The 21344-nt window shown below is 55.9% G+C and carries 20 protein-coding genes; 4 read left to right on the top strand and 16 right to left on the bottom strand.

Annotation, left to right across the window (positions count from 1 at the left end; genetic code table 11):
• Positions 1-163: 163 nt before the first annotated feature.
• The 11 genes from rpsA to gyrA form a co-directional block, all read right to left on the bottom strand.
• On the bottom strand, positions 164-1843 hold the full coding sequence (gene rpsA, locus QWI16_RS10245) for a 30S ribosomal protein S1 (protein WP_302713173.1): 1680 nt from the start codon (positions 1841-1843) through the stop codon (positions 164-166).
• A gap of 305 nt (positions 1844-2148) precedes the next feature.
• On the bottom strand, positions 2149-3042 hold the full coding sequence (gene galU, locus QWI16_RS10250) for a UTP--glucose-1-phosphate uridylyltransferase GalU (RefSeq protein WP_302712873.1): 894 nt from the start codon (positions 3040-3042) through the stop codon (positions 2149-2151).
• A 25-nt stretch (positions 3043-3067) separates the two neighbouring features.
• Positions 3068-4423, bottom strand: a complete 1356-nt coding sequence (locus QWI16_RS10255; RefSeq protein WP_302712874.1) for a phosphohexomutase domain-containing protein — start codon at positions 4421-4423, stop codon at positions 3068-3070.
• A gap of 213 nt (positions 4424-4636) precedes the next feature.
• Complete coding sequence (gene cmk / locus QWI16_RS10260) at positions 4637-5317, bottom strand: (d)CMP kinase (RefSeq protein ID WP_302712875.1); 681 nt, start codon at positions 5315-5317, stop codon at positions 4637-4639.
• Entirely contained in the window at positions 5314-6027 is a 714-nt protein-coding gene (pyrF, locus tag QWI16_RS10265; RefSeq protein ID WP_302712876.1) for an orotidine-5'-phosphate decarboxylase, read from the bottom strand. The genes cmk and pyrF overlap by 4 nt, the downstream gene beginning before the upstream one ends.
• Positions 6028-6148: 121 nt before the next feature.
• On the bottom strand, positions 6149-6436 hold the full coding sequence (locus QWI16_RS10270) for a ComEA family DNA-binding protein (protein WP_302712878.1): 288 nt from the start codon (positions 6434-6436) through the stop codon (positions 6149-6151).
• A 125-nt stretch (positions 6437-6561) separates the two neighbouring features.
• On the bottom strand, positions 6562-7983 hold the full coding sequence (cysN, locus tag QWI16_RS10275; RefSeq protein WP_302712880.1) for a sulfate adenylyltransferase subunit CysN: 1422 nt from the start codon (positions 7981-7983) through the stop codon (positions 6562-6564).
• A gap of 75 nt (positions 7984-8058) precedes the next feature.
• Entirely contained in the window at positions 8059-8970 is a 912-nt protein-coding gene (gene cysD, locus QWI16_RS10280) for a sulfate adenylyltransferase subunit CysD (protein ID WP_302712881.1), read from the bottom strand.
• A gap of 180 nt (positions 8971-9150) precedes the next feature.
• Positions 9151-10068: a prephenate dehydrogenase/arogenate dehydrogenase family protein gene (locus QWI16_RS10285; RefSeq protein ID WP_302712882.1), complete on the bottom strand. Its 918-nt coding sequence runs from the start codon at positions 10066-10068 to the stop codon at positions 9151-9153.
• Positions 10069-10070: 2 nt separating this feature from the next.
• Complete coding sequence (gene pheA, locus QWI16_RS10290) at positions 10071-11174, bottom strand: prephenate dehydratase (protein ID WP_302712883.1); 1104 nt, start codon at positions 11172-11174, stop codon at positions 10071-10073.
• An 8-nt stretch (positions 11175-11182) separates the two neighbouring features.
• Positions 11183-13780 (bottom strand): DNA gyrase subunit A, encoded by a 2598-nt coding sequence (gyrA, locus tag QWI16_RS10295; RefSeq protein WP_302712885.1) that lies wholly within the window; start codon positions 13778-13780, stop codon positions 11183-11185.
• A gap of 218 nt (positions 13781-13998) precedes the next feature.
• On the opposite strand from gyrA, the gene QWI16_RS10300 reads away from it, so the two are divergent.
• Genes QWI16_RS10300 through QWI16_RS10315 form a run of 4 tightly spaced genes read left to right on the top strand, consistent with a single transcriptional unit; the run spans position 13999 to position 17544 of the window.
• A complete protein-coding gene (locus tag QWI16_RS10300) occupies positions 13999-15345 on the top strand; it encodes a TRZ/ATZ family hydrolase (RefSeq protein WP_302712887.1) in 1347 nt (448 codons plus the stop codon).
• Positions 15342-16079: a bifunctional 2-polyprenyl-6-hydroxyphenol methylase/3-demethylubiquinol 3-O-methyltransferase UbiG gene (ubiG, locus tag QWI16_RS10305; RefSeq protein ID WP_302712888.1), complete on the top strand. Its 738-nt coding sequence runs from the start codon at positions 15342-15344 to the stop codon at positions 16077-16079. The genes QWI16_RS10300 and ubiG overlap by 4 nt, the downstream gene beginning before the upstream one ends.
• Positions 16079-16780, top strand: a complete 702-nt coding sequence (locus QWI16_RS10310; protein ID WP_302712889.1) for an HAD family hydrolase — start codon at positions 16079-16081, stop codon at positions 16778-16780. Before ubiG ends, QWI16_RS10310 begins: the two co-directional genes overlap by 1 nt.
• The gene (locus tag QWI16_RS10315; protein ID WP_302712891.1) at positions 16777-17544 is read left to right on the top strand and encodes a YciK family oxidoreductase; all 768 of its coding nucleotides are present in this window, start codon (positions 16777-16779) and stop codon (positions 17542-17544) included. Before QWI16_RS10310 ends, QWI16_RS10315 begins: the two co-directional genes overlap by 4 nt.
• A 14-nt stretch (positions 17545-17558) precedes the next feature.
• Here QWI16_RS10315 and QWI16_RS10320 read toward each other — a convergent pair whose 3' ends face one another.
• The 5 genes from QWI16_RS10320 to motD form a co-directional block, all read right to left on the bottom strand.
• A complete protein-coding gene (locus tag QWI16_RS10320; RefSeq protein WP_302712893.1) occupies positions 17559-17942 on the bottom strand; it encodes a DUF2802 domain-containing protein in 384 nt (127 codons plus the stop codon).
• A 7-nt stretch (positions 17943-17949) separates the two neighbouring features.
• The gene (locus QWI16_RS10325) at positions 17950-18435 is read right to left on the bottom strand and encodes a chemotaxis protein CheW (RefSeq protein WP_302712895.1); all 486 of its coding nucleotides are present in this window, start codon (positions 18433-18435) and stop codon (positions 17950-17952) included.
• A gap of 231 nt (positions 18436-18666) precedes the next feature.
• On the bottom strand, positions 18667-19518 hold the full coding sequence (locus QWI16_RS10330; protein ID WP_302712897.1) for a chemotaxis protein CheW: 852 nt from the start codon (positions 19516-19518) through the stop codon (positions 18667-18669).
• Entirely contained in the window at positions 19515-20324 is an 810-nt protein-coding gene (locus QWI16_RS10335) for a ParA family protein (protein WP_302712899.1), read from the bottom strand. The genes QWI16_RS10330 and QWI16_RS10335 overlap by 4 nt, the downstream gene beginning before the upstream one ends.
• An 80-nt stretch (positions 20325-20404) precedes the next feature.
• Positions 20405-21340 (bottom strand): flagellar motor protein MotD, encoded by a 936-nt coding sequence (motD, locus tag QWI16_RS10340; protein WP_302712901.1) that lies wholly within the window; start codon positions 21338-21340, stop codon positions 20405-20407.
• Positions 21341-21344: the final 4 nt, after the last annotated feature.

A 21344-nucleotide genomic window follows, 5' to 3' on the forward strand; every position in this document is an offset into this window, starting at 1 on the left:
GGGCCGAAAGTTAGCTTATAACGTAGTCAATTGGGACGCAATACTTAAGGAGCCTATAATGAACATTATGTAAGTTATTGATCTTAATCCTATAACAATTCGGCTGAGCATAAAAAAGGCCGGCTATAAAGCCGGCCTTTTTGGGTAGTGACAAGGACAAATATCAGTCTTTTGCTTCCATTTGTGCCTTGATCAGGTCACCGAGGGTCGCCGGCTGAGCTTGCTCTGACTGCTTGGCAGAGTGCTCTTTAATAGCCGCTTTCTCGTCAGCAACATCTTTTGACTTAACAGACAGGCTGATTGAGCGGTTTTTGCGATCGACACTGATGATCTTGGCTTCAACCTCTTCACCCTCTTTGAGGACGTTGCGAGCGTCTTCGACCTTCTCGCGAGACAGCTCTGAAGCTTTCAGAACGGCTTCAACATCTTCAGCCAGGGTAATCACAGCGGCTTTGGCTTCCACTTCTTTCACAATACCTTTAACAATGGCGCCTTTATCGTTCTCAGCGACATACTCAGAGAACGGATCGGCTTCCAGCTGCTTGATACCCAGAGAGATGCGCTCGCGCTCGGGATCAATGGCCAACACAACGGTTTCGATCTCATCGCCTTTCTTGTATTTGCGAACGGCTTCTTCGCCAGCTTCGTGCCACGAGATATCAGACAGGTGGACCAGGCCGTCAATGCCGCCATCGAGGCCGATGAAAATACCGAAGTCAGTGATTGACTTGATCTTACCGGTGATTTTCTCACCTTTGGCACAGGTACGGGCAAAGGCGTCCCAGGGGTTTTCCTGGCACTGCTTCACGCCCAGAGAAATACGACGACGCTCCTCATCAATGTCAAGGATCATCACTTCGATTTCATCACCAACGTTCACAACTTTGGACGGGTGAATGTTCTTGTTGGTCCAGTCCATTTCTGACACGTGGACCAGGCCTTCAACGCCCTCTTCCAGCTCGGCAAAGCAGCCGTAGTCGGTCAGGTTGGTCACAACCGCTTTAACGCGGGCGCCTTCCGGATAGCGACCGGTAATTTGCAACCATGGATCTTCACCCAGTTGCTTCAGGCCCAGAGAAACGCGGTTGCGCTCACGGTCAAATTTCAGCACTTTAACGTCAATTTCATCGCCAACGTTCACGATTTCGCTCGGGTGCTTGATGCGCTTCCAGGCCATATCGGTAATGTGCAGCAGGCCGTCAACACCGCCCAAGTCAACGAAAGCACCGTAGTCAGTCAGGTTCTTAACGATACCTTTAACCACCATGCCCTCTTGCAAAGTAGCCAGCAGCTCTTCGCGCTCGGCTGAATTGGCTTGCTCCAATACCGCGCGGCGTGAAACCACTACGTTATTGCGCTTTTGATCGAGCTTGATCACTTTGAATTCGAGTTCTTTGCCTTCCAGGTGGGCGGTTTCGCGCACCGGGCGAACATCCACCAATGAACCAGGCAGGAAGGCGCGAATGCCAGCAACGTCAACGGTGAAACCACCTTTAACCTTACCGTTGATAACACCTTTGACCACCTCGTCGGCAGAGTGCGCAGCTTCCAGCACTTTCCAGGCTTCAGCGCGCTTGGCTTTTTCGCGAGACAGACGAGTCTCACCGAAACCGTCTTCAACGGTTTCCAGGGCAACCTGTACTTCATCGCCAATTTCCAGGTTCACTTCACCATTTTCATCGGCGAACTGGCTGGCGGGAATCACGCCCTCGGACTTGAGGCCGGCGTGTACAGTTACCCAATCTTTATCAACATCGATAACAACACCGGTCACGATCGTGCCGGGCGCCATTTCGACGGTTTTCAAGCTCTCTTCAAATAACTCAGCAAAACTTTCGCTCATGGTCACAAAAATACCTATAGTAAGAAAGACGCTGCCCAGAACCCGCTGATCACAGGATCGACACAGCACCGAACGGTCAGTCATTCGGGTCGGTTAACATTTAGGCCTCCTGTCCTCAACGCTGACAAGTAACGGGAAACCAACTGCCTATAACCAGTATATGAAGGGAAAAAGAGCGATCTTGCCTCGTTTCACCCGGCACAGGTCTTAGCAGGTGCGGCAGGCTACCAGATTGCCGGAGGCTTGGCAAGAAAATTATAGCCCCGAGGCAGCGGTTCTACCCCGGGCTATAAAAAGGCGCGATATTATGGGCAATACGTCTTTTGCAGGTGCTCCGTCACAGCACTGCCCACCTCGGGGTGGCGTGATGCGTAGGTGATATTGGCAATCATATAGCCAGTTTTGCTGCCGCAGTCGTGACTCTGGCCAACCAGCTCGTAGGCTTCTACCGTTTCCTTTTCAAGCAGCATATCCAGCGCATCGGTCAGCTGGATTTCACCACCGGCGCCGGGCTGGGTGCGCTCCAATAACCCCCAGGTAGCCGCAGAGAGAATGTAGCGGCCGACGATAGCCATATTAGACGGCGCATCGTCCACAGGAGGCTTTTCCACCATTGCTTTAATTTCGCGGCTTTGGCCTGGGCCTATGTCTTTACCGTCACAATCCACCACCCCGTATTTGTAGACCCACTCCCAGGGGACCCCTTCCACGAGGATCTGACTGGCGCCAGTTTCATCAAAGCGCCTGACCATACCCGCCAGGTTGTCTTTTTTAAGGTTGCACGCATAACCATCAACAAGGACATCCGGCAGCAAGACCGCAAAGGGCTCATTGCCAATCACTGGTTTGGCACAGAGTATCGCGTGCCCCAACCCCTTGGCCTCAGCCTGGCGCACGGAAATGACCGTCAACCCCGGCGGTGTAATCGACTGAACCTGCTCCAACAAAGAGCGCTTGAGACGGGCCTCTAGCTGCGCCTCAAGTTCAAAGCTGGTGTCAAAATGGTTCTCAATGGAGTTTTTGGAAGCGTGAGTGACGAGCACAATCTCCTTAATGCCAGCGGCGGCGGCCTCATCGACGACGTACTGAATCAGCGGCTTGTCCACCACAGGCAACATTTCTTTCGGAATCGCCTTGGTGGCGGGCAGCATGCGTGTACCCAGACCTGCTACCGGAATGACGGCTTTTTTGACTTGCATCCTCTACTCCTTTGTAAGACTTAGATCAGCTTTCAAGTAACGCGATGATTTCATCGGTTTTTTCCCGCATTAGCGCTTTATCGCCGCGGCTTTCTACGTTCAGTCGCACCACCGGCTCAGTATTGGACATGCGCAGGTTAAAACGCCAGTTGGCAAACTCCATACTGATACCATCGGCGTCATCAATGTTTAAGGCGCTGCCCTCAAAATGAGCTCGTACCTTGGCAATCGCCGCTTTTGCGTCAGCCACCTCGCGGTTGATTTCACCGGGAGAAGGGAAGTTTGCGATGCATTCCGCCATCATGGAGGACAAAGTGGCATCTTTGCGACACATGAGCTCGGTCACCAAAAGCCAGGGAATCATACCGCTATCGCAGTAGAAAAAATCTCGAAAGTAGTGGTGAGCACTCATTTCGCCACCATAAATCGCGTCTTCTTTGCGCATGCGCTCTTTGATAAACGCGTGTCCGGTTTTGGATTGAACAGCCTCGCCCCCGCAGCGTTTTGCCGTATCTATGGTGTTCCAGGTAAGGCGCGGGTCATGCACCACTTTGCTGCCGGGCACTTTGGTGAGAAACGCTTCCGCCAGCAATCCCACTAAGTAGTAGCCCTCGACAAACTCGCCGTGCTCATCAAAAAAGAAGCAACGATCAAAATCGCCATCCCAGGCAATACCCAAATCAGCGCCATGCTTAAGTACGGCATCGCGGGTCGAGTGTCGGTTTTCAACTAGCAGCGGATTGGGAATACCGTTGGGAAAGCTACCATCTGGCTCATGATGAACCTTGATAAATTCGAACGGGAGAAATTGCTCGATGGCATCAATCACATGGCCGGCGGCACCGTTACCGGCATTCACCACCAGCTTAAGCGGCTTGAGCTGGCTGACATCCACATAGCTCAGCAAATGCTCCACATAGTCAGCGAGCGTGTCGCGCTTTTCCAGCGTACCGCGCTTACCCTCGGCCACGGACTCAAATTCACCCTGCTCTGCGATGCGCTTGATATCCAGCAGTCCGGTATCGCCACTGATGGGTCGAGAACCCTCACGCACAGGTTTCATACCGTTGTAATCGATAGGGTTGTGACTCGCCGTCACTTCGATACCACCGTCGGCCTCAAGGAAGCTGGTAGCAAAGTAAACCTCTTCGGTACCGGTCATGCCGATGTCGATAATATTCACGCCCTCATCGCGCAAACCATTGCCAACCGCCTGCTTCAGCGCCTCGCTGGTTTGACGAACATCGCCCCCAAGGACCACAGTTTGCGGTTTCAGGAACTGACCATAAGCCCGCCCTATCCTGTAGGCAATGTCCTCATTCAACTCTTCTCCCAGCTTTCCGCGAATATCGTAGGCTTTAAAACAGGTCAGACTTGACATAATGCTCTCTTCCGATTTTTGATTTCACGCACACCACCAACGCTACCCGCGGTGGTCAGTTTTACAAAATCACGCACCATATTTGCGCGTCTTACACCTCAAACCACCGCCAGAAGCTTGGTTTGTGCATCAAAACGCGCTCTTATGGAGCAATGCAGTTATCGCACCAACTTAGACAAGGCAACTGCTCAAAGCGGGTGCATCAGAAATGGGCTAGCAGGCCCCGCCCGGCACAGAGACATGCAGCAGCATTTGCTGCAAAACCTCCTCAATGTTTAGCTCGGTGCTATCGATGATCCGCGCGTCGGGAGCCGGCCGCAAAGGGGAACTGGCGCGAGATTGATCACGTTCATCGCGGGCCTCGATATCAGCGACCAGGCGGGCCATATCCACCGTCTCACCGGCGGCCACCAGTTGAGCGTAGCGTCGCTGCGCTCGGGCCTCGGCGCTGGCCGTCAAATAAAATTTAAAGTCGGCCCGCGGGAAGACTGTGGTTCCCATATCCCGCCCGTCCGCCACCAGGGGACCATGGCCAGCAAAGTCTCGCTGGCGCTGCAACAGCGCTGCCCTCACCGGCTCCAGTGCGGCTATCGCCGAAGCCTGCATACTGACGCGCTCATCACGGATTGCAGTCGTTACATCTCTGCCCTCAAGCAAAATTCGCACACCGCTTGCACTGGAAGAAAACTGGACATCGAGATCTCGAGCACAGACGGCCAACTCATCGACAGAATCGACCGCAATAGACTTATCAAGACTGGAAAGCGCCACCAGCCGATACAGGGCGCCGCTGTCTAAAAGAGTCGCACCCAGTTCGCGCGCCAACAGCTGGCTAAGGGTGCCCTTACCTGCCCCGCTGGGCCCATCAATCGTCACTACAAAGTCTTTATTCATCTACGAGCCCCGGGCAGACTGGCCAAAATATCGCGACAGGCGACACTGGGGTCAGGCGCCTGGGTGACAGGTCGCCCCACCACCAAATAGTCACTGCCCGCTGCTACGGCCTCAGAGGGCGTCATGATGCGCCGCTGATCATCGGCCTGGGCGCTGACTGGCCGAATCCCCGGAGTCACCAACAAAAACTCTTTACCACAGGTTTGTTTCAGTTGCTGTGCTTCCCGAGCGGAGCAGACAACCCCATCAAGCCCAGAATCCCTTGCCAAATTAGCCAGATGTAACACTTGGTTCTCAGGACTGGCAACAACACCCGTATCGGCGAGGTCGGACTCCGTCATGCTGGTAAGCACCGTTACCGCAATCAGTAGTGGCGTCTCCGCGTAGCCTGATAGCGACTCACGCGCAGCCTCGAGCATCCGGCGGCCGCCTGCGGCGTGGACATTGACCATCCAAACCCCGAGATTAGCGGCGGCGGCTACCGCCTTTGCCGTAGTATTGGGAATATCGTGAAATTTAAGGTCGAGGAAAATATCAAAGCCAAGGGTCATCAGCTGCTCGACGAGCTGCGGGCCACAAGCGGTGAACAGTTCTTTGCCCACCTTCAGGCGGCAGTCTTGCGGGGAGAGTTGGTGTGCAGTTTTCAGGCAGTCTTCGGCGTTATTAAAGTCCATCGCCACGATCAGTCGTGGCCCCTCTAGCTGTCGCATAGTCCCCCCATTGTGAAATGATTCTGCCTCAACAGATCAGGGGGCTATTAAAACAAACTTCCGCTGAATTCGCAGCAAGAAACTGCCCATGGCGGGCCCTGACGGCCCGCCGTCGGGGCCTCTAAAGGCTGATGTTATCGCGGATATCTTCCAAGGTGGCCTCACCAATACCATTAACCGCCAGCAGTTCATCGGCACTTTCAAAGGGACCGTTTTCCTCGCGCCAGGCAATAATCGCCTGGGCCTTGGTCTCCCCTACTCCCTTAAGCTGGGTCAAAGCAGTCACATCAGCCGTATTGATATTGACCGTCACAGCCGGTGGCGCCTGGACGTCGTCCGCCAGTGCAGGCAGAAAGGAAACGCTAGCGAGAGAAAGCAGAAAACAAAACAGAACAGCGAGCTTTTTCATAAAAACCTCCGTGTTGGATTGAGTTTTACGACAGACCTGTCGTCCTTCTTAAAGTAGACAGGCTGTCATAAAACTGCAACATAGAGATTTCTGCAAACTCTGTAAGAGAAATCCTACAGGGCACACTATTTGAGCAAGTCGCTCAGATCCTTTGCCTCCCAGTGTGGGAAGTGCTTTCTGATCAACGCATTGAGCTCAAGCTCAAACTGGCTATAGCCGCCGCTGGCGGTTTCGTCAATATCCGTTTTCGCGTCAATAACCATACCGGCGCCGACAGTGATATTCGTCATCCTGTCAATCACAATAAAAGCGCCTGTAGCGCGATTATGCGGATAGCTATCCACCACCACTTTTTGCGCCAGAGCTACGCGTGCCACCGCGATATCGTTGAGCCCCAGGGAATCTGTGGGCGTATGCTCTTGAGTATTGACGTCGATTTGATAATCGAATGCCGCCAGCCGACCACTGACCACTTTGCTGGCAAACTTGAACAGGTATTCACTGTTAAGCTTGCCCTGATTCTCGTTCATCCAAACAATATGTGCTTTCAACTGGCTGGTTTGCTGTACCGTATCCTCGGCCAGTACCAGCATATCCCCGCGGCTCACATCAATCTCATCGTTGAGCGTTAAGGTCACCGCCTGACCGGCAAATGCCTGCGGCAAGTCGGCATCATAGGTAACAATGGACTTAACGGTGCTGGATTTTCCCGATGGTAAAACTTTGACCGCATCACCGACCTTGACCACCCCAGAGGCGATGGTGCCGCAAAATCCGCGAAAATCCAGATTGGGACGGTTGACGTACTGCACTGGAAAACGAAAGTCATCGAAATTCTTATCCGCCGTGACAGGCACAGACTCAAGAATCTCCATTAGGGTCTTACCCGTATACCAGGGCGATCGCTCTGAGCGATTAACAACATTGTCACCATCGAGAGCAGAGATTGGCACAAACTGCACATCCACCATCCCGAGTTTTTGCGCAAACGCTAGGTAGTCCGATTTGATTTTGATAAACGCCTTTTCATCAAACTCAAGGAGATCCATCTTGTTTACGGCTACCACAATATTTTTTACGCCTAGCAGAGAGGCAATATAGCTGTGCCTGCGGGTCTGGGTGACCACACCATAGCGAGCGTCAATCAAAATCACCGCAAGATCACAGGTGGAGGCACCAGTGGCCATATTGCGCGTGTACTGCTCATGCCCTGGCGTGTCGGCAATAATGAATTTTCGCTTTGCTGTGGAGAAGTAGCGGTAGGCCACATCAATGGTAATGCCCTGCTCCCGCTCGGCCTGCAGGCCATCCACCAACAGCGCCAAGTCGAGCTCATTGCCAGTGGTGCCGTGGCGGCTGGTATCGGATCGCACTGCTTCGAGCTGATCTTCATAGATCATTTTTGAATCGTGCAGGAGTCGGCCGATGAGCGTGCTCTTACCATCATCCACACTGCCGCAGGTGAGAAAGCGAAGCAGCTCTTTGTGCTCGTGCTGCTCAAGATAGGCATCGATATCAGTTTCGATCAATTCCGATTGGTGACTCATGTTGCACTCTCAATTTGTCTAACATTGCGGGGAGGCTCTGCCTCAACCCCAGGATTGTCACAGGTATCGCAAGCTCTAGAAGTAACCTTCCTGCTTTTTCTTTTCCATGGAGCCGGCGCTGTCGTGGTCAATGACACGCCCCTGACGCTCGGAAGTGGTTGTCAGCAGCATCTCCTGGATGATTTCCGGCAAGGTAGTCGCTTCAGACTCGACAGCCCCGGTAAGCGGGTAGCAGCCTAGGGTTCTGAAACGAACCATTTTTTCCTGTACCTGCTCATCGGGCTTGAGCGGCATGCGATCGTCGTCAACCATAATCAAAGTGCCGTCGCGCTCAACGACAGGACGCTTGGCCGCAAAGTAAAGCGGGACTATGGGAATGCCTTCCAAGTGGATGTACTGCCAGATGTCCAGTTCGGTCCAATTGGACAAAGGGAAGACGCGAATGCTCTCGCCCTGATCCACCCGGCCGTTGTAGATATTCCACAGCTCTGGACGCTGATTCTTAGGATCCCAGCGGTGATTGCGGTCCCGGAAGGAGTAGACGCGCTCTTTTGCCCGGGATTTTTCTTCATCACGGCGAGCGCCACCAAAGGCGGCATCAAACTTGTACTTGTTCAGTGCCTGCTTGAGCGACTGGGTTTTCATAATATCGGTGTGTTTGGCGCTGCCGTGGGTAAAGGGCCCCACGCCCATTTTCACACCTTCTTCATTGATGTGGACCAGTAAGTCCCAGCCCAGCTCTTTAATCCGGTTATCGCGAAACTCAATCATCTCGCGAAACTTCCAGGTGGTATCCACATGCAGCAGTGGGAATGGGGGCTTACCTGGGTGAAACGCCTTCATGGCCAGGTGCATCATTACCGCCGAATCTTTGCCGACGGAATAGAGCATGACCGGGTTATCAAACTCGGCCGCCACCTCGCGGATGATGTGGATACTTTCAGCTTCAAGCTGTTTCAGATGGGTCAGATTATATTGCTCGGACATGCCGCTCACAGTCTATTAGGTCGATGAATAGTCGCAGGCCCTGGGCCAGCGGCGCGTATTATAGGGGAACTTGAAAAATTACTCTAATCACTCTAAACGGGCGAACGATACCCTGTTTCAATGCAGCTGTTAACAACCGTTTCCTTCTATGCTTATAGCCTGCAGTTTATGCGCGGCCGGTCACTCGGGTGTTTCGTCGTTTGGGCTCGACAGACGGGTGTAACAATCTCTGGCCGTTTTAGCACGGGTAAACATCTGCAACAAATAGTCACCGTCACTTCGCTCAATAGCCGCGCGCAAGCGAGTCAGATTGTCCATAAACTGATCAAGCGAGTGCACGACCGCATGACGGTTGGCCTTCATGATGTCATGCCACATAACAGGATCGCTGGAGGCGATGCGGGTAAAATCGCGAAAACCACCGGCGGCATAGCGAAAAATGTTGGGGTTATCGATATCGTGCGCCAGGGTGTCCACCAATGAGTAAGCAATGGCATGGGGCAAGTGGCTGGTCGCACCGAGCACATCGTCGTGCTCCGCGATAGGCATGTCCACCACCTCTGCCTCCAGCCCCTGCCAGAGCTGGCGAACCCGCGCCAGGTGCCCGGCACCGGTTTCTGCGGTGGGCGTTAAAATCACTCGGTGATCGACATAGAGGTTCGGGTTGGCGGCACTGACCCCGCTTTTTTCTGAGCCTGCAATGGGGTGGCCAAGCACCAGCTGCGCAGGCAGTAGCCCGTAAACCCGCCGGGCGGCCTCAGCCACACTGCCCTTGACACTCGCACCGTCGGTAACTGTTACCTCGCTCGACAGGCAAACCTGCAGTTGGCGCAGAACCTCCTCAACGGCCAGGGTCGGCACGGCGACCATGACCAGGTCCCCTTCACCCAGCTTCGGCGCCACTTCTTCAATGTTCAGGCAAGCCCGATCGACAACGCCCGCCTCTACTGCCAGGCGCGCGGTTTCGGCGTCTCTGACAACACCGATGGTCTCTTGGCAGAGGCGACGCTGACGGGCACCACAGGCGACACTGCCGCCAATAAGGCCCACGCCAATCACCACCAGCTTGCCAATCGCCTCCGCCTGCTTCCCGGCCATAATCAAAGCACAGCCTTGGGGTAAGAGCCCAACACCTTGAGGTCGGCAACCCGCGACGAGACTTCATCGAGTGTTGCCCGAATTACCGGATCGTCCATATGGCCATTAAAGTCGACAAAGAAAACGTAGGTCCAAACCCCTGTGCGCGACGGCCGAGTCTCTACGCGGGTCAGGTCGATTTCATGACGGTGAAACGGCTCGAGCAGATTGTGCAAGGCACCCGGTTGATTGCGCATAGCCACCAAAATTGATGTTTTGTCGTGACCGCTGGCAGGCACCACCTGAGTGCCGATAATCAGAAATCGGGTACTGTTATCGGGCTGGTCTTCGATCTTTTCGGCTAAGATATTCAGCCCGTAGATTTCCGCTGCTTTGGCCGGCGCAATGGCCGCTGCATTCCACTCACCCTTCAGACGGCGGGCGGCCTCAGCATTGCTCGAGACCGCCACACGCTCAGCTTTCGGGTAGTGAGAGTCCAGCCATTTACGACACTGGGCGAGCGATTGACCGTGCGAATAGATACGGGAAATACTGTTCACGTTGGTTACGTCGGACACCAACAGGTTGTGGTGCACACGCAGTTCTACTTCACCGCAAATTTTCAGGTTGGAGCTCATGAAATTGTCGAGCGTATGACTGACCACACCCTCAGTCGAGTTTTCCACCGGCACAACACCGTAGTTAACCGCACCCGCCTCGACTTCGCGGAAGACCTCATCAATCGCCGAGAAAGGCAGTGACACCGCCGACTGGCCAAAATGCTTGAGCGCCGCCTGCTGGGTAAATGTCCCCTCAGGGCCCAGGTAGGCCACTTTTACAGGCTGCTCCAACGCCAGGCACGCAGACATAATCTCGCGAAACAGGCGCGCCAGTTCTTCATTGCTCAGCGGGCCCTCGTTGCGCTCCATGACTTTACGCAACACCTGCGCCTCGCGCTCGGGTCGGTAATAAAGTGCACGCCCCTCGGCGCTGGCATTTTTAACCTCGGCAACCTCTTGGGCACAGCGAGCGCGCTCGGAAATCAATTGGCCGATACGCTCGTCAATCCCGTCAATGCGATTGCGCAGCTCCAGCAGTGCCTGCTCTTGAGTCTTGGCATCAGCCATGGTGCTTACTACTCCTGTGCATCACTTTGCCGAACATCATTTGGCTGGGCATCATCTTCCGCCAATTCACTCTCTTCGCCGGAGTCCTCAATACGGGCCGCACCTTTAAGATGTTCGCTCTCACGCAATTTAATCAGTCTTACGCCTTGAGTGTTACGGCTGAGCACCGACACCTCATCGACTCGCGTGCGAACCATCGTACCCTGATCGGAAATCATCATGATCTCCTCGCCGTCGAGCACCTGCACGGCGCCAACCAGAGCACCGTTGCGCTCGCTGGTCGCCATAGCGATCACGCCCTGGCCGCCTCGCCCCTTACTGGGAAACTCTTCCACGGGGGTGCGCTTGCCGTAGCCGTTTTCGCTGACGGTCAGAACCTTACCGTTGTCCACGGGCACGACCATGCCGATGACCGACTGCCCATCCTGCATACGAATTCCGCGGACCCCGCGACTGATTCGCCCCATGGAGCGCACCGCCGATTCGTTGAAGCGGGCCGCTTTGCCGTTGCTGGCAAACAGGATGACATCGCGCTCGCCATTGGTGATCGCGGTGTAGACGAGGTGATCGCCTTCGTCGAGATCAATCGCTCGCAAGCCAACACTGCGCGGGCGGGAAAACTGATCCAGCGAGGTCTTTTTCACTGTGCCTTTTTCTGTGGCCATAAAGACAAAGTGATCGGCGTCAAACTCTTTGACCGGCAGGATCGAGGTGATGCGCTCGCCTTCATCCAGCGGCATCAGGTTCACCACCGGGCGGCCCCTAGACTGCCGACCAGCCACCGGAATTTGATAGACCTTGAGCCAGAATACCTTGCCGGCGCTGGTAAAGCACAAGACTGTGTCATGCGTGCTGGCGATCAGCAAGTGTTCGACAAAGTCTTCGTCTTTCACTGATGTCGCCGACTTACCCATGCCCCCACGCCGCTGCGCCTGATAGTCTGCCAGTGGCTGACTCTTGGCATAACCGCCGTGGGAAATCGTCACGACACGCTGCTCTTCATTGATCAGGTCTTCGACCGTAAGGTCCAGTGTCGAGGCGGTGATTTCGGTGCGCCGATCGTCGCCATAATCGTTGACAATTTGCTCCAGCTCTTCACGAATGACCGTCATCAGGCGGGAAAAATTGCCTAGTATTTCTAGATACTCAGCAATTTGCTCGAGCTTTTCGCTGTACTCGGCGAGCAGTTTATCGTGCTCCATACCGGTCAGACGATGCAGTCGGAGCTCCAAAATGGCCTGCGCTTGCGCCGGCGAAAGATAGTATTTGTCGTCACGCAGACCAAAGGTATCCGGCAACTCCTCAGGGCGGCAGGCATCTTCACCCGCGCGTTCCAGAAATTGCCCCATGGTACTCGCGTCCCAGCCACGGGCGATCAGCGCGTCCTTCGCCTCGGCCGGGGTGGGCGAGGCTTTAATCAATTCAATCACCGGATCGATATTAGCGATGGCCACCGCCAGGCCCTCGAGAATATGCCCGCGCTCACGCGCTTTGCGCAGTAAATAAACAGTGCGGCGAGTGACCACTTCACGGCGGTGGCGAACAAAAGCCTCTAGCAGCTCTTTAAGGTTGAGCACCTTGGGCTGACCATCGACCAAGGCGACAATATTGATACCAAAAACGTTTTGCAGCTGGGTTTGCGCATAGAGATTGTTGAGCAGCACTTCGGCCGACTCATTGCGCTTGACCTCAATGACCACCCGCAATCCGTCTTTATCAGACTCGTCGCGCAACTCACTGATGCCGTCGATTTTCTTTTCTTTGACTAACTCGGCGATGCGCTCGATCAGTCGCGCTTTATTGAGCTGGTAGGGAATCTCGGTGACAATAATCGTCTCGCGGCCGGTCTTTTCATCGACTTCGATGTCAGCCTTGGCCCGGACGTAAATGCGACCGCGACCGGTGCGATACGCCTGTACTATGCCCGCACGGCCGTTAATGATGGCCCCGGTGGGGAAATCCGGCCCCGGAATATACTCCATCAATTCATCGATGGTGATCTCTTCATTGTCGATCAGCGCCAGGCAACCTCGCACCACCTCTTTGAGATTGTGGGGCGGAATATTGGTGGCCATACCCACCGCAATACCCGAAGAGCCATTGACCAACAAGTTGGGTACTCTGGTCGGCAAAACGTCGGGAATCTGCTCACTGCCGTCGTAGTTGGGGATGAAGTCGACGGTTTCTTTGTCGAGATCCGCCAGCAGCTCGTGGGCGATTTTGGCCATGCGCACCTCGGTGTAACGCATGGCAGCGGCGCTGTCGCCGTCAATGGAGCCGAAGTTACCCTGCCCGTCCACAAGCATATAGCGCAAGGAGAACGGCTGCGCCATGCGCACAACGGTATCGTAGACCGCCGAATCACCATGGGGGTGGTATTTACCGATTACATCCCCGACAACACGGGCCGACTTTAAATAGGATTTATTCCAGTCGTTTTTCAACTCGCTCATGGCAAAGAGCACACGGCGGTGAACAGGTTTCAAACCATCACGGACATCGGGCAGTGCGCGCCCGACAATCACGCTCATGGCATAGTCGAGATAGGACTGTCTGAGCTCGTCTTCAATATTGACGGGTAAAACTTCTTTCGCTAAATCGCCCATGGAGAAACGGGTTCCTTATTGTCATAAAGCGGTTTGCAAGGCGCCTTGCGGTCGCCCCCAGGGCCTTTGGCCCCACGCCCGCACGCGCGGACACAAAGTTTGTAATATTACCATAAAATCAGATGGATAGGGGCGCCCAAGGACCCCTATCAAGCCCCATGAATCGGCACTTTGCGATATACTGTCAGCAGAAAGACCTTTGCAACCTAGGAGCCTTTATGGCAGCGCGGCAGTCTGTGCGTTTATTGATCAGAGCACGCTGGATCATTCCGGTGGTGCCCGAGCGGCGGATTTACGAAGATTGCGCCATCGCGATACAGGGACAGGAAATCATCGCTATCACCCCTTGGGAGCAAGCGCAAAAGCAATTCAATGCCGAGCAGACCCTCACTCTGGACCGGCACATCCTTATGCCTGGGCTGATCAACGCTCATGGCCACGCCGCCATGAACCTGCTGCGCGGCTATGCCGATGACCAGCCGCTGCACACCTGGCTTAATGAGCACATCTGGCCCGCCGAATCCCGCCACGTCAGCGCCGAATTTGTCGAGGACGGCACTGAGCTTGCCATCGCCGAGATGATTCGCTCGGGCACTACCTGCTTTGCCGACATGTACTTCTTCCCCGAGGAGGCGGCCAAAGTGGCGCGCCGAGCGCATATGCGCGCCCAAATCACTTTTCCCATACTCGATTTTCCCACCAACTGGGGCGACGGTCCGGACCAGTATTTCGCCAAAGGGCTGGCCCTGCACGACGACTACCGGGGGGATGACTTAATCCGTATCGGTTTCGGCCCTCACGCCCCCTATACGGTCGCCGATGAACACCTAAAACGGGTCGCTGTGCTGGCCGAGGAACTTGAGGCGCCGATACAAATCCATCTGCACGAGACCGCCGACGAAGTGCGCGACTCTATGGACATCTACGGCAAACGCCCCATTGAGCGCCTGGCCGAGCTCGGCCTGCTCACACCTCAAACCCAGTGTGTGCATATGACTCAGGTCGAGGACACGGATGCTGTGCTACTCGCCGAGTTCGGCGCCCATGTGATTCACTGCCCGCAATCCAACCTCAAGCTTGCGAGCGGCTTTTGCCCCGTTGCCAAGCTGCGCGCTGCCGGCGTTAACGTCGCCCTTGGTACGGACGGAGCAGCCAGCAACAACAACCTGGACATGCTCGAAGAGATGCACACCGCCGCTCTGCTCGCCAAGGCAGTCGCCGGCGATGCAGCCGCCCTCAGTGCCCATCAAGCGCTGGCAACAGCGACCATCAACGGCGCCAGAGCACTGGGTATAGACCAAGTCACCGGCTCTTTGGAGGTCGGAAAATCCGCCGACATCATCGCTTTGGAAGTGGACGCCGTCTCGGCCCAGCCAATCCACGACGCAGCCTCAGCGCTGGTCTATAACGGCCGGGCGGCGCGGGTCACCCACAGCTGGGTCGCTGGCCGGGCCCTGCTGCTCTCGGGTCATCTGCAAACATTGAATGAGCGCGACATTATTGCCCGCGCCCGACGCTGGGCCGAGATTATCCAGAACACGCCACGCGAGGCGGGAGCACTATGAGCACGCAACAAACCCACGCCGTCAACGCCGACGCTGCCGAAATCGATAAATTCGAACAGCTGGCACAGCGCTGGTGGGACACCAAAGGTGAATTCCGGCCACTGCACGATATGAACCCGGTCCGGGCCAACTATATTGACCGGCGCTCACCAGTCGCCGGCCAACGCTTGCTGGACGTTGGCTGCGGTGGCGGCATCCTCAGTGAAGCCATGGCGCAACGGGGCGCCCAGGTCACCGCCATCGACCTCGGCGAGGCGCCTCTGGCGGTGGCAGAGTCCCACGCTCAAGCCTCGGGGCTCGATATCGACTATCAGCTGATCAGCGCTGAGCAGCTGGCTGCCAAAGCGCCGGGGTCTTTTGATATTGTGACCTGCCTTGAGATGATCGAACACGTGCCTGACCCGGCCTCGGTGGTCAATGCCTGTGCTCGCCTGGTTAAACCCGGCGGAAACGTCTACTTCTCGACCATCAATCGAAACCCCAAGGCCTGGGCCATGGCGGTTCTGGGAGCGGAGTACCTGCTCCAGCTGCTGCCAAGAGGCACCCACGATTACGCGCGTTTTATCAAACCTTCCGAGCTTTCCGCCTGGGCGCGCCAGAGCGAGCTGGAAGTCAGCGATCTGAGCGGAATCGTCTACAACCTCTTGACGCGCCAGTTCAAACTTTCCCCTACCGATGTCAGTGTCAACTACGTCTTACATTTGCGCAAACCTACTGGCTTGGAATCTGATTGATGGGGCTGTCCTCTGCTACCGCCGTTGTCTTCGACTTGGACGGCACCCTGCTCGATACCGCACCGGATCTAGCCCGGGCACTCAACCGCCTGCGCATTGAGAAGGACTTGCCACCACTGCCAGACGACACCATTCGCGCCAGTGTTTCCAATGGCGCCAGGGCGCTGGTGGCTCTCGGTTTTAACGAGACGCCGGGCAGTGAGCGCTTTGATGAATTGCGCTCCCGGCTGCTCGAACTCTACATGCAGGACATTGCCTCCGCCACCGAGTTGTTCCCGGGCCTTGATGCACTGCTGCGCTGGCTTGACCAACACAACATCGGCTGGGGCATTGCCACCAATAAACCCGCTCTCTACACCCAGGCGCTGCTGGCGCAACTGCCGCTGCCCAGCAGCCCGGGCATTGTCATCTGCCCCGACCATGTCACCCACCCGAAGCCAGACCCCGAGTCCCTTCTGCTTGCCGCCCGCCATTTTCAATGCGCGCCGGAGCAGCTGATTTACCTGGGAGATCATCAAAGAGACATTGCCTGTGGTCAGGCTTGCGGCGCCATAACCATCGCCTGCCTCTATGGTTACATTGAGCAAGGCGACAACCCCGACAGCTGGCAGGCGACACACACTGTGAGTGATTCTCAGCAGCTGCTGGCATTGATTCAACAACTGATCCGCGAAAAACAACGAGTAACCGAGCCCTTATGACAGACGCCTCAGCTATTGCCCAATTACCGGCAGATTATCGCCCTACCGGCCAACTCTTGTCTGACCGCATCATCCTGGTTACCGGTGCCGGAGACGGCATAGGTCGCTCGGCAGCGCTGAGCTTCGCACAATACGGCGCTACAGTGGTACTTCTGGGCCGGACCCTGCACAAGCTGGAAAGTGTCTACGACGAGATAGAGGCTGGCGGCGGCCCGCAACCGGCAATTTACCCCCTGAACTTTGAAGGCGCTGCGGAAAAAGACTATCGGGACATGTGCGACACACTAGACCGGGAATTTGGCAGACTGGACGGCATACTGCACAACGCCGGCGAACTGGGCGACCGCATGCCGCTGCGCGATTACGCGGCCGATACCTGGAGCCGCCTGATGCAGGTTAACGCCACCGCGCCGTTTATGCTGACCCAGGCGCTAATCCCCCTGCTCGAGCGCTCCGAGTCAGCTTCGCTCATATTCACCGGCTCAAGCGTGGGGCGCCAGGGAAGAGCCTACTGGGGGGCCTATGCAGCCAGTAAGGCGGCGCAGGAAAACCTGATGGAAACTCTGGCCGACGAGCTTGAAAACACACGCATTCGCTGTAACAGCATCAACCCCGGAGCCACTCGCACAGCCATGCGCGCCGCTGCCTACCCGGCGGAAGACCCGACCACACTCTTGTCGCCCGAGCAAATCATGCCGCTGTATCTGTACCTGATGGGCGATGACAGTAAAGAGATTACCGGGCGACGTTTTAACGCCCAGTAACGCAGGTGAGAGATCTAAGCGGTGGGTTTTTTGCGCAGCGCATCCAGCAGTGATGCCTCGGCGCGAGACAAGCCGCAACGGCTGGCTACTTCGTCGCGATCCAGCCCCAGCGACAGCAGGTGTGTCGCCTCTGAATAGGGACGACTCATATCACCATCGTCAGCCAAGCCCGGATCCGCCTGGGTACGCTGCTCCATAGCGAGAATGCGTTGGCCCATGCCCACGGCACCGCTGTGTAGCAACGCAAGCTCCTTTTTTAGCCGTCCCTGCTCGCTGCGTAAGGCGACCAGCGCTTTGCGCTGGCCGAGCGCCAACAGCGCCGCCAGCAGAGCGACAAGCGCCACAAGCAAAGCCAGTGGCGCTACGCGGGGGTCTGACAACCATTCCATTGTTGACATGCCGGCATCAAATCTCTTCGAGCTCGGCCCACTCTTCGTTGGTGAGCAGCTTGTTCAACTCAATCAAGATCAGCAGCTCGCCGTTTTTGTGGCACACACCCTGGATAAACTTGGCACTCTCTTCGTTACCGACATTGGGCGCCATTTCGATCTCTGACTGACGCAAATAGACGACTTCCGCCACACTGTCGACGAGTATGCCAATAACGTGACTATCAGTCTCGATAATGACAATGCGTGTGTTGTCTGTCACCTCCCCCTCAGGCAGCGCAAACCGGTGACGGGTGTCGATCACGGTCACCACGTTCCCCCTGAGATTAATGATCCCCAGAACGTAAGCAGGAGCACCCGGTACCGGCGCAATCTCCGAGTAACGCAGCACTTCCTGAACCTGCATGACATTGATGCCGTAGGTCTCTCCATCCAGGCGAAAGGTCACCCACTGCAGAACCGGATCATCGGCATTGTGATTTTGGTTGGCATTGGTCGCCATGTCACTTTCCTCGGTCGTTGGCCGTCATGAGGCCATTAAATTGGAGCGCTCAAACCGCGATAAAACCTTCTAATACTATAGCTTACAGCACAAAATGCGCCAGCGGCTATCATGAATCGCCTAGCCGTTAATCAGCCGTTCCATTTGGACTGTGTTCGCCCCCTGAAGAACAAGCGGGGTCTTACGAACCCATCTAAACGCCTCAATAGCGGGGAGCCTCGCAGCTACGGATTAGCGCTGGGCCCGTTTCGCATTTTTATCGGCGTCTGTCAGCAACTTCCCCATCATGGGGATGTCCAGTAGCGCACACATCTGGGCTTTCACGGTTCCGGCCAGCCAGGGCCTCTGTGTCCGCGCACTGCGCCACTTGACGTCGTCCGGGTCGAGGCTTATTGGCTGCTCTACGGTATCCACGGCCAGCCCCCAGGGGACGCCGTTGATGGAAATCACGTATTTTGCTGTATCCACAAACGCCGGGTCGTAGCGCTCGGGCATCACAAATTTGGCGGTGTTAACCGTGCGGACTTTACCCGCTGGAGTGGGCTGCAAACCCATAAACCAGTCAGCCTGGCCAAATAGCGGAGTCAGCTCATCGGTCAACGGCTGAATTTGGCCAAGCGACATCAGCGGCACAGCCAGGGTCAAGCCACTGACCTTGAACAAGAGGACTTCAAAGGTCTCTTGCGCCCAACGCGGGCGGCCGTTTTCCAGCCATTGCAGCTGCTCCTCAAGCACGCTCAACGCGAGCGAGTCAGCCATGACTTCGTCAGCTTCGATAGGGGCACTCGGAGGCTCGGTTAATTCAATCGTTGGCTCGACACTGGGGGCCGGCTCAGTGTCTACGACCTGCTCCACCTGAAGCCTGGCACTGTGAAGCAATCGCTGTAGCTCCGCGCGTTTTAATGCCAGCGGGTCTTCGCTCGCGAGCGCGGGCTCGGCAGTCTTTTCTTGCCTCGCAACTACGGGCTCAGGCGCGGACTGCGAAGGACCCTTGGGCGTCTCGGGAGGAGATTGATCGCCGGATGCGGCGCCAAGCAAGTCATTCAGATAATCTTGCAATACGTCATCGGAGCGATGGGTCATGAGAGCCCCCCTACCGCGTTTTTCAATGGCTGCTTGCCCTCAAGGTGACTAAGCCATTTAAACAATGAGCGGTAGGCCTCTACACCACGACTTTGCGGCTCGTACAAATGCGGCGGCACACCAGCCTTGCTGGCATCGCGAAACTTGGTATCGATGGGTATTTTGCCCGGCCAGGTCTGGAGCGGATAGTCATGGCGAATGCTGCGCAAGGTGGTAACCGATGCCTGAGTACGACGGTCAAACATCGCAGGGACGATGTGGTAGCTGACCTCTCGCTGACTAGAGCGAGCCATCATCTTTAGGGTGTTGACCATGCGCTCCAGCCCCTTGAGGGCCAGGAACTCGGTCTGCACCGGAATAATCAAGCTGTCGCAAGCCGCCAGGGCATTGATCATTAAGACCCCGAGCAGCGGCGGCGTATCGATCACCGCCAAATCGTACTGCCCTTCCAGTTGCGCAAGAGACTGCTTGACCACCAACCCCAGGCCATCTTGACCAACCGCACGCCGCTCAAGCGTCGCCAAAGCCGTCGCCGCAGGAATGATATCGAGGTGGTCAAAGCCTGTGAAGTGAATCACCGAGCGGACAAAGCGTGGCGATAATTGCTTGCGCTCCATAAAAAGGGTAAACGCGCTGCGCTCAATGGTGTCGGGATCTTGACGAAAGTAGCTGCTGAGCGAACCGTGCGGATCCAGATCCAACAGCAATACCCGCTGCCCCTGCTCAGCGGCAAGGCCGGCAAGTGCTGCGCTGGTCGTGGTTTTACCCACACCGCCTTTTTGGTTTGCCACTGTCCAGACTTTCAACCACTCCCCCAACGTCAAATTTTAATTACTTGGTTTACAGATGAATGAGCCAGCAACTATCGTGCCCGCGCAAGCGCTCTCTATTCACGGCCCTGCCTTGGCAGATCCGGATCACTACTGAACAAGAGGTCGCCGTTGCCCATTTCCACCGCCTGCACCTCGGTGTCGGCAGGGGCGTCACTAGTGATTGTATCGGCGGAATTTTGCGCCGCTGAAGGCCCCTGGGTAAACTCAGCGTCGGGCGCGGCGACCTGGTCGAGCAGCTCCCCGCTAAGCTCACTCACCTGGGATTTTGGCCGATCCATTTTATCCCGTGCGATCATGATAGCAACGCGGCGATTCTGCGCACGCCCCTCTGCTGTCGTGTTTGGCGCCAGCGGTTGATGCTCACCGTAGCCGACAGCGGCAAGGCGAGATGGGTCCACGCCTTCGGCCACCATCCATTTTACGATGGCGCTGGCCCGCGCCGAGGACAGCTCCCAGTTACTGGGGTAGCGGTCCGTGCGAATCGGCAGGTTGTCTGTAAAGCCCTCAATCTGCACGGGATTGTCGGTACTTTCGAGAATATCGGCCACCTTCGAAAAAATTTCACGGGCCGTATCGCTGGCCTGGGCACTACCAGAATCAAACAGGATGCTGTCGCGCAGCTCGATTTGCAGCCAAAGCTCGTTGCTGGAAATGCGCATTAACTCATCGTCTACCAGCTCGTCGAACTCGTCGCGAAAGGTTTTTTCCAGCACCCCTAAATTGCCCTGGCTTTGCGGCTTATCGAGCTTAATGACCGACGTTTCGGAGGTAACAGCCGGACTGCCCACTTGAATCGGATTAGCGGTGCGCGCTGCCGGTCTAAACGCCTCGACCAAAGTGTCCGACAACACCCGGTACTTGCTCTCGTTCACCTGTGAGATGGAGTACATCACCACAAAAAATGCGAACAGCAAGGTGATAAAATCGGCGTAGGACACCAGCCAGCGTTCGTGGTTCATGCGAAGATCTGACGATCGGCGACGTGGCATTGAA

Source organism: Gilvimarinus algae (assembly GCF_030518215.1).
GTDB classification, from domain to species: domain Bacteria; phylum Pseudomonadota; class Gammaproteobacteria; order Pseudomonadales; family Cellvibrionaceae; genus Gilvimarinus; species Gilvimarinus algae.

Bases quoted from the DNA above. Each gene is read 5' to 3' on its own strand.
- pyrF (WP_302712876.1), bottom strand. From the start codon at position 6,027: ATGCGACAGCTAGAGGGGCCACGACTGATCGTGGCGATGGACTTTAAT.
- gyrA (WP_302712885.1), bottom strand. From the start codon at position 13,780: ATGGGCGATTTAGCGAAAGAAGTTTTACCCGTCAATATTGAAGACGAG.
- QWI16_RS10300 (WP_302712887.1), top strand. From the start codon at position 13,999: ATGGCAGCGCGGCAGTCTGTGCGTTTATTGATCAGAGCACGCTGGATC.
- cysD (WP_302712881.1), bottom strand. From the start codon at position 8,970: ATGTCCGAGCAATATAATCTGACCCATCTGAAACAGCTTGAAGCTGAA.
- QWI16_RS10330 (WP_302712897.1), bottom strand. From the start codon at position 19,518: ATGACCCATCGCTCCGATGACGTATTGCAAGATTATCTGAATGACTTG.
- rpsA (WP_302713173.1), bottom strand. From the start codon at position 1,843: ATGAGCGAAAGTTTTGCTGAGTTATTTGAAGAGAGCTTGAAAACCGTC.
- galU (WP_302712873.1), bottom strand. From the start codon at position 3,042: ATGCAAGTCAAAAAAGCCGTCATTCCGGTAGCAGGTCTGGGTACACGC.
- pheA (WP_302712883.1), bottom strand. From the start codon at position 11,174: ATGGCTGATGCCAAGACTCAAGAGCAGGCACTGCTGGAGCTGCGCAAT.
- QWI16_RS10310 (WP_302712889.1), top strand. From the start codon at position 16,079: ATGGGGCTGTCCTCTGCTACCGCCGTTGTCTTCGACTTGGACGGCACC.
- QWI16_RS10285 (WP_302712882.1), bottom strand. From the start codon at position 10,068: ATGGCCGGGAAGCAGGCGGAGGCGATTGGCAAGCTGGTGGTGATTGGC.
- QWI16_RS10315 (WP_302712891.1), top strand. From the start codon at position 16,777: ATGACAGACGCCTCAGCTATTGCCCAATTACCGGCAGATTATCGCCCT.
- cmk (WP_302712875.1), bottom strand. From the start codon at position 5,317: ATGAATAAAGACTTTGTAGTGACGATTGATGGGCCCAGCGGGGCAGGT.
- QWI16_RS10320 (WP_302712893.1), bottom strand. From the start codon at position 17,942: ATGTCAACAATGGAATGGTTGTCAGACCCCCGCGTAGCGCCACTGGCT.
- cysN (WP_302712880.1), bottom strand. From the start codon at position 7,983: ATGAGTCACCAATCGGAATTGATCGAAACTGATATCGATGCCTATCTT.
- QWI16_RS10255 (WP_302712874.1), bottom strand. From the start codon at position 4,423: ATGTCAAGTCTGACCTGTTTTAAAGCCTACGATATTCGCGGAAAGCTG.
- QWI16_RS10325 (WP_302712895.1), bottom strand. From the start codon at position 18,435: ATGGCGACCAATGCCAACCAAAATCACAATGCCGATGATCCGGTTCTG.
- ubiG (WP_302712888.1), top strand. From the start codon at position 15,342: ATGAGCACGCAACAAACCCACGCCGTCAACGCCGACGCTGCCGAAATC.
- QWI16_RS10270 (WP_302712878.1), bottom strand. From the start codon at position 6,436: ATGAAAAAGCTCGCTGTTCTGTTTTGTTTTCTGCTTTCTCTCGCTAGC.
- motD (WP_302712901.1), bottom strand. From the start codon at position 21,340: ATGCCACGTCGCCGATCGTCAGATCTTCGCATGAACCACGAACGCTGG.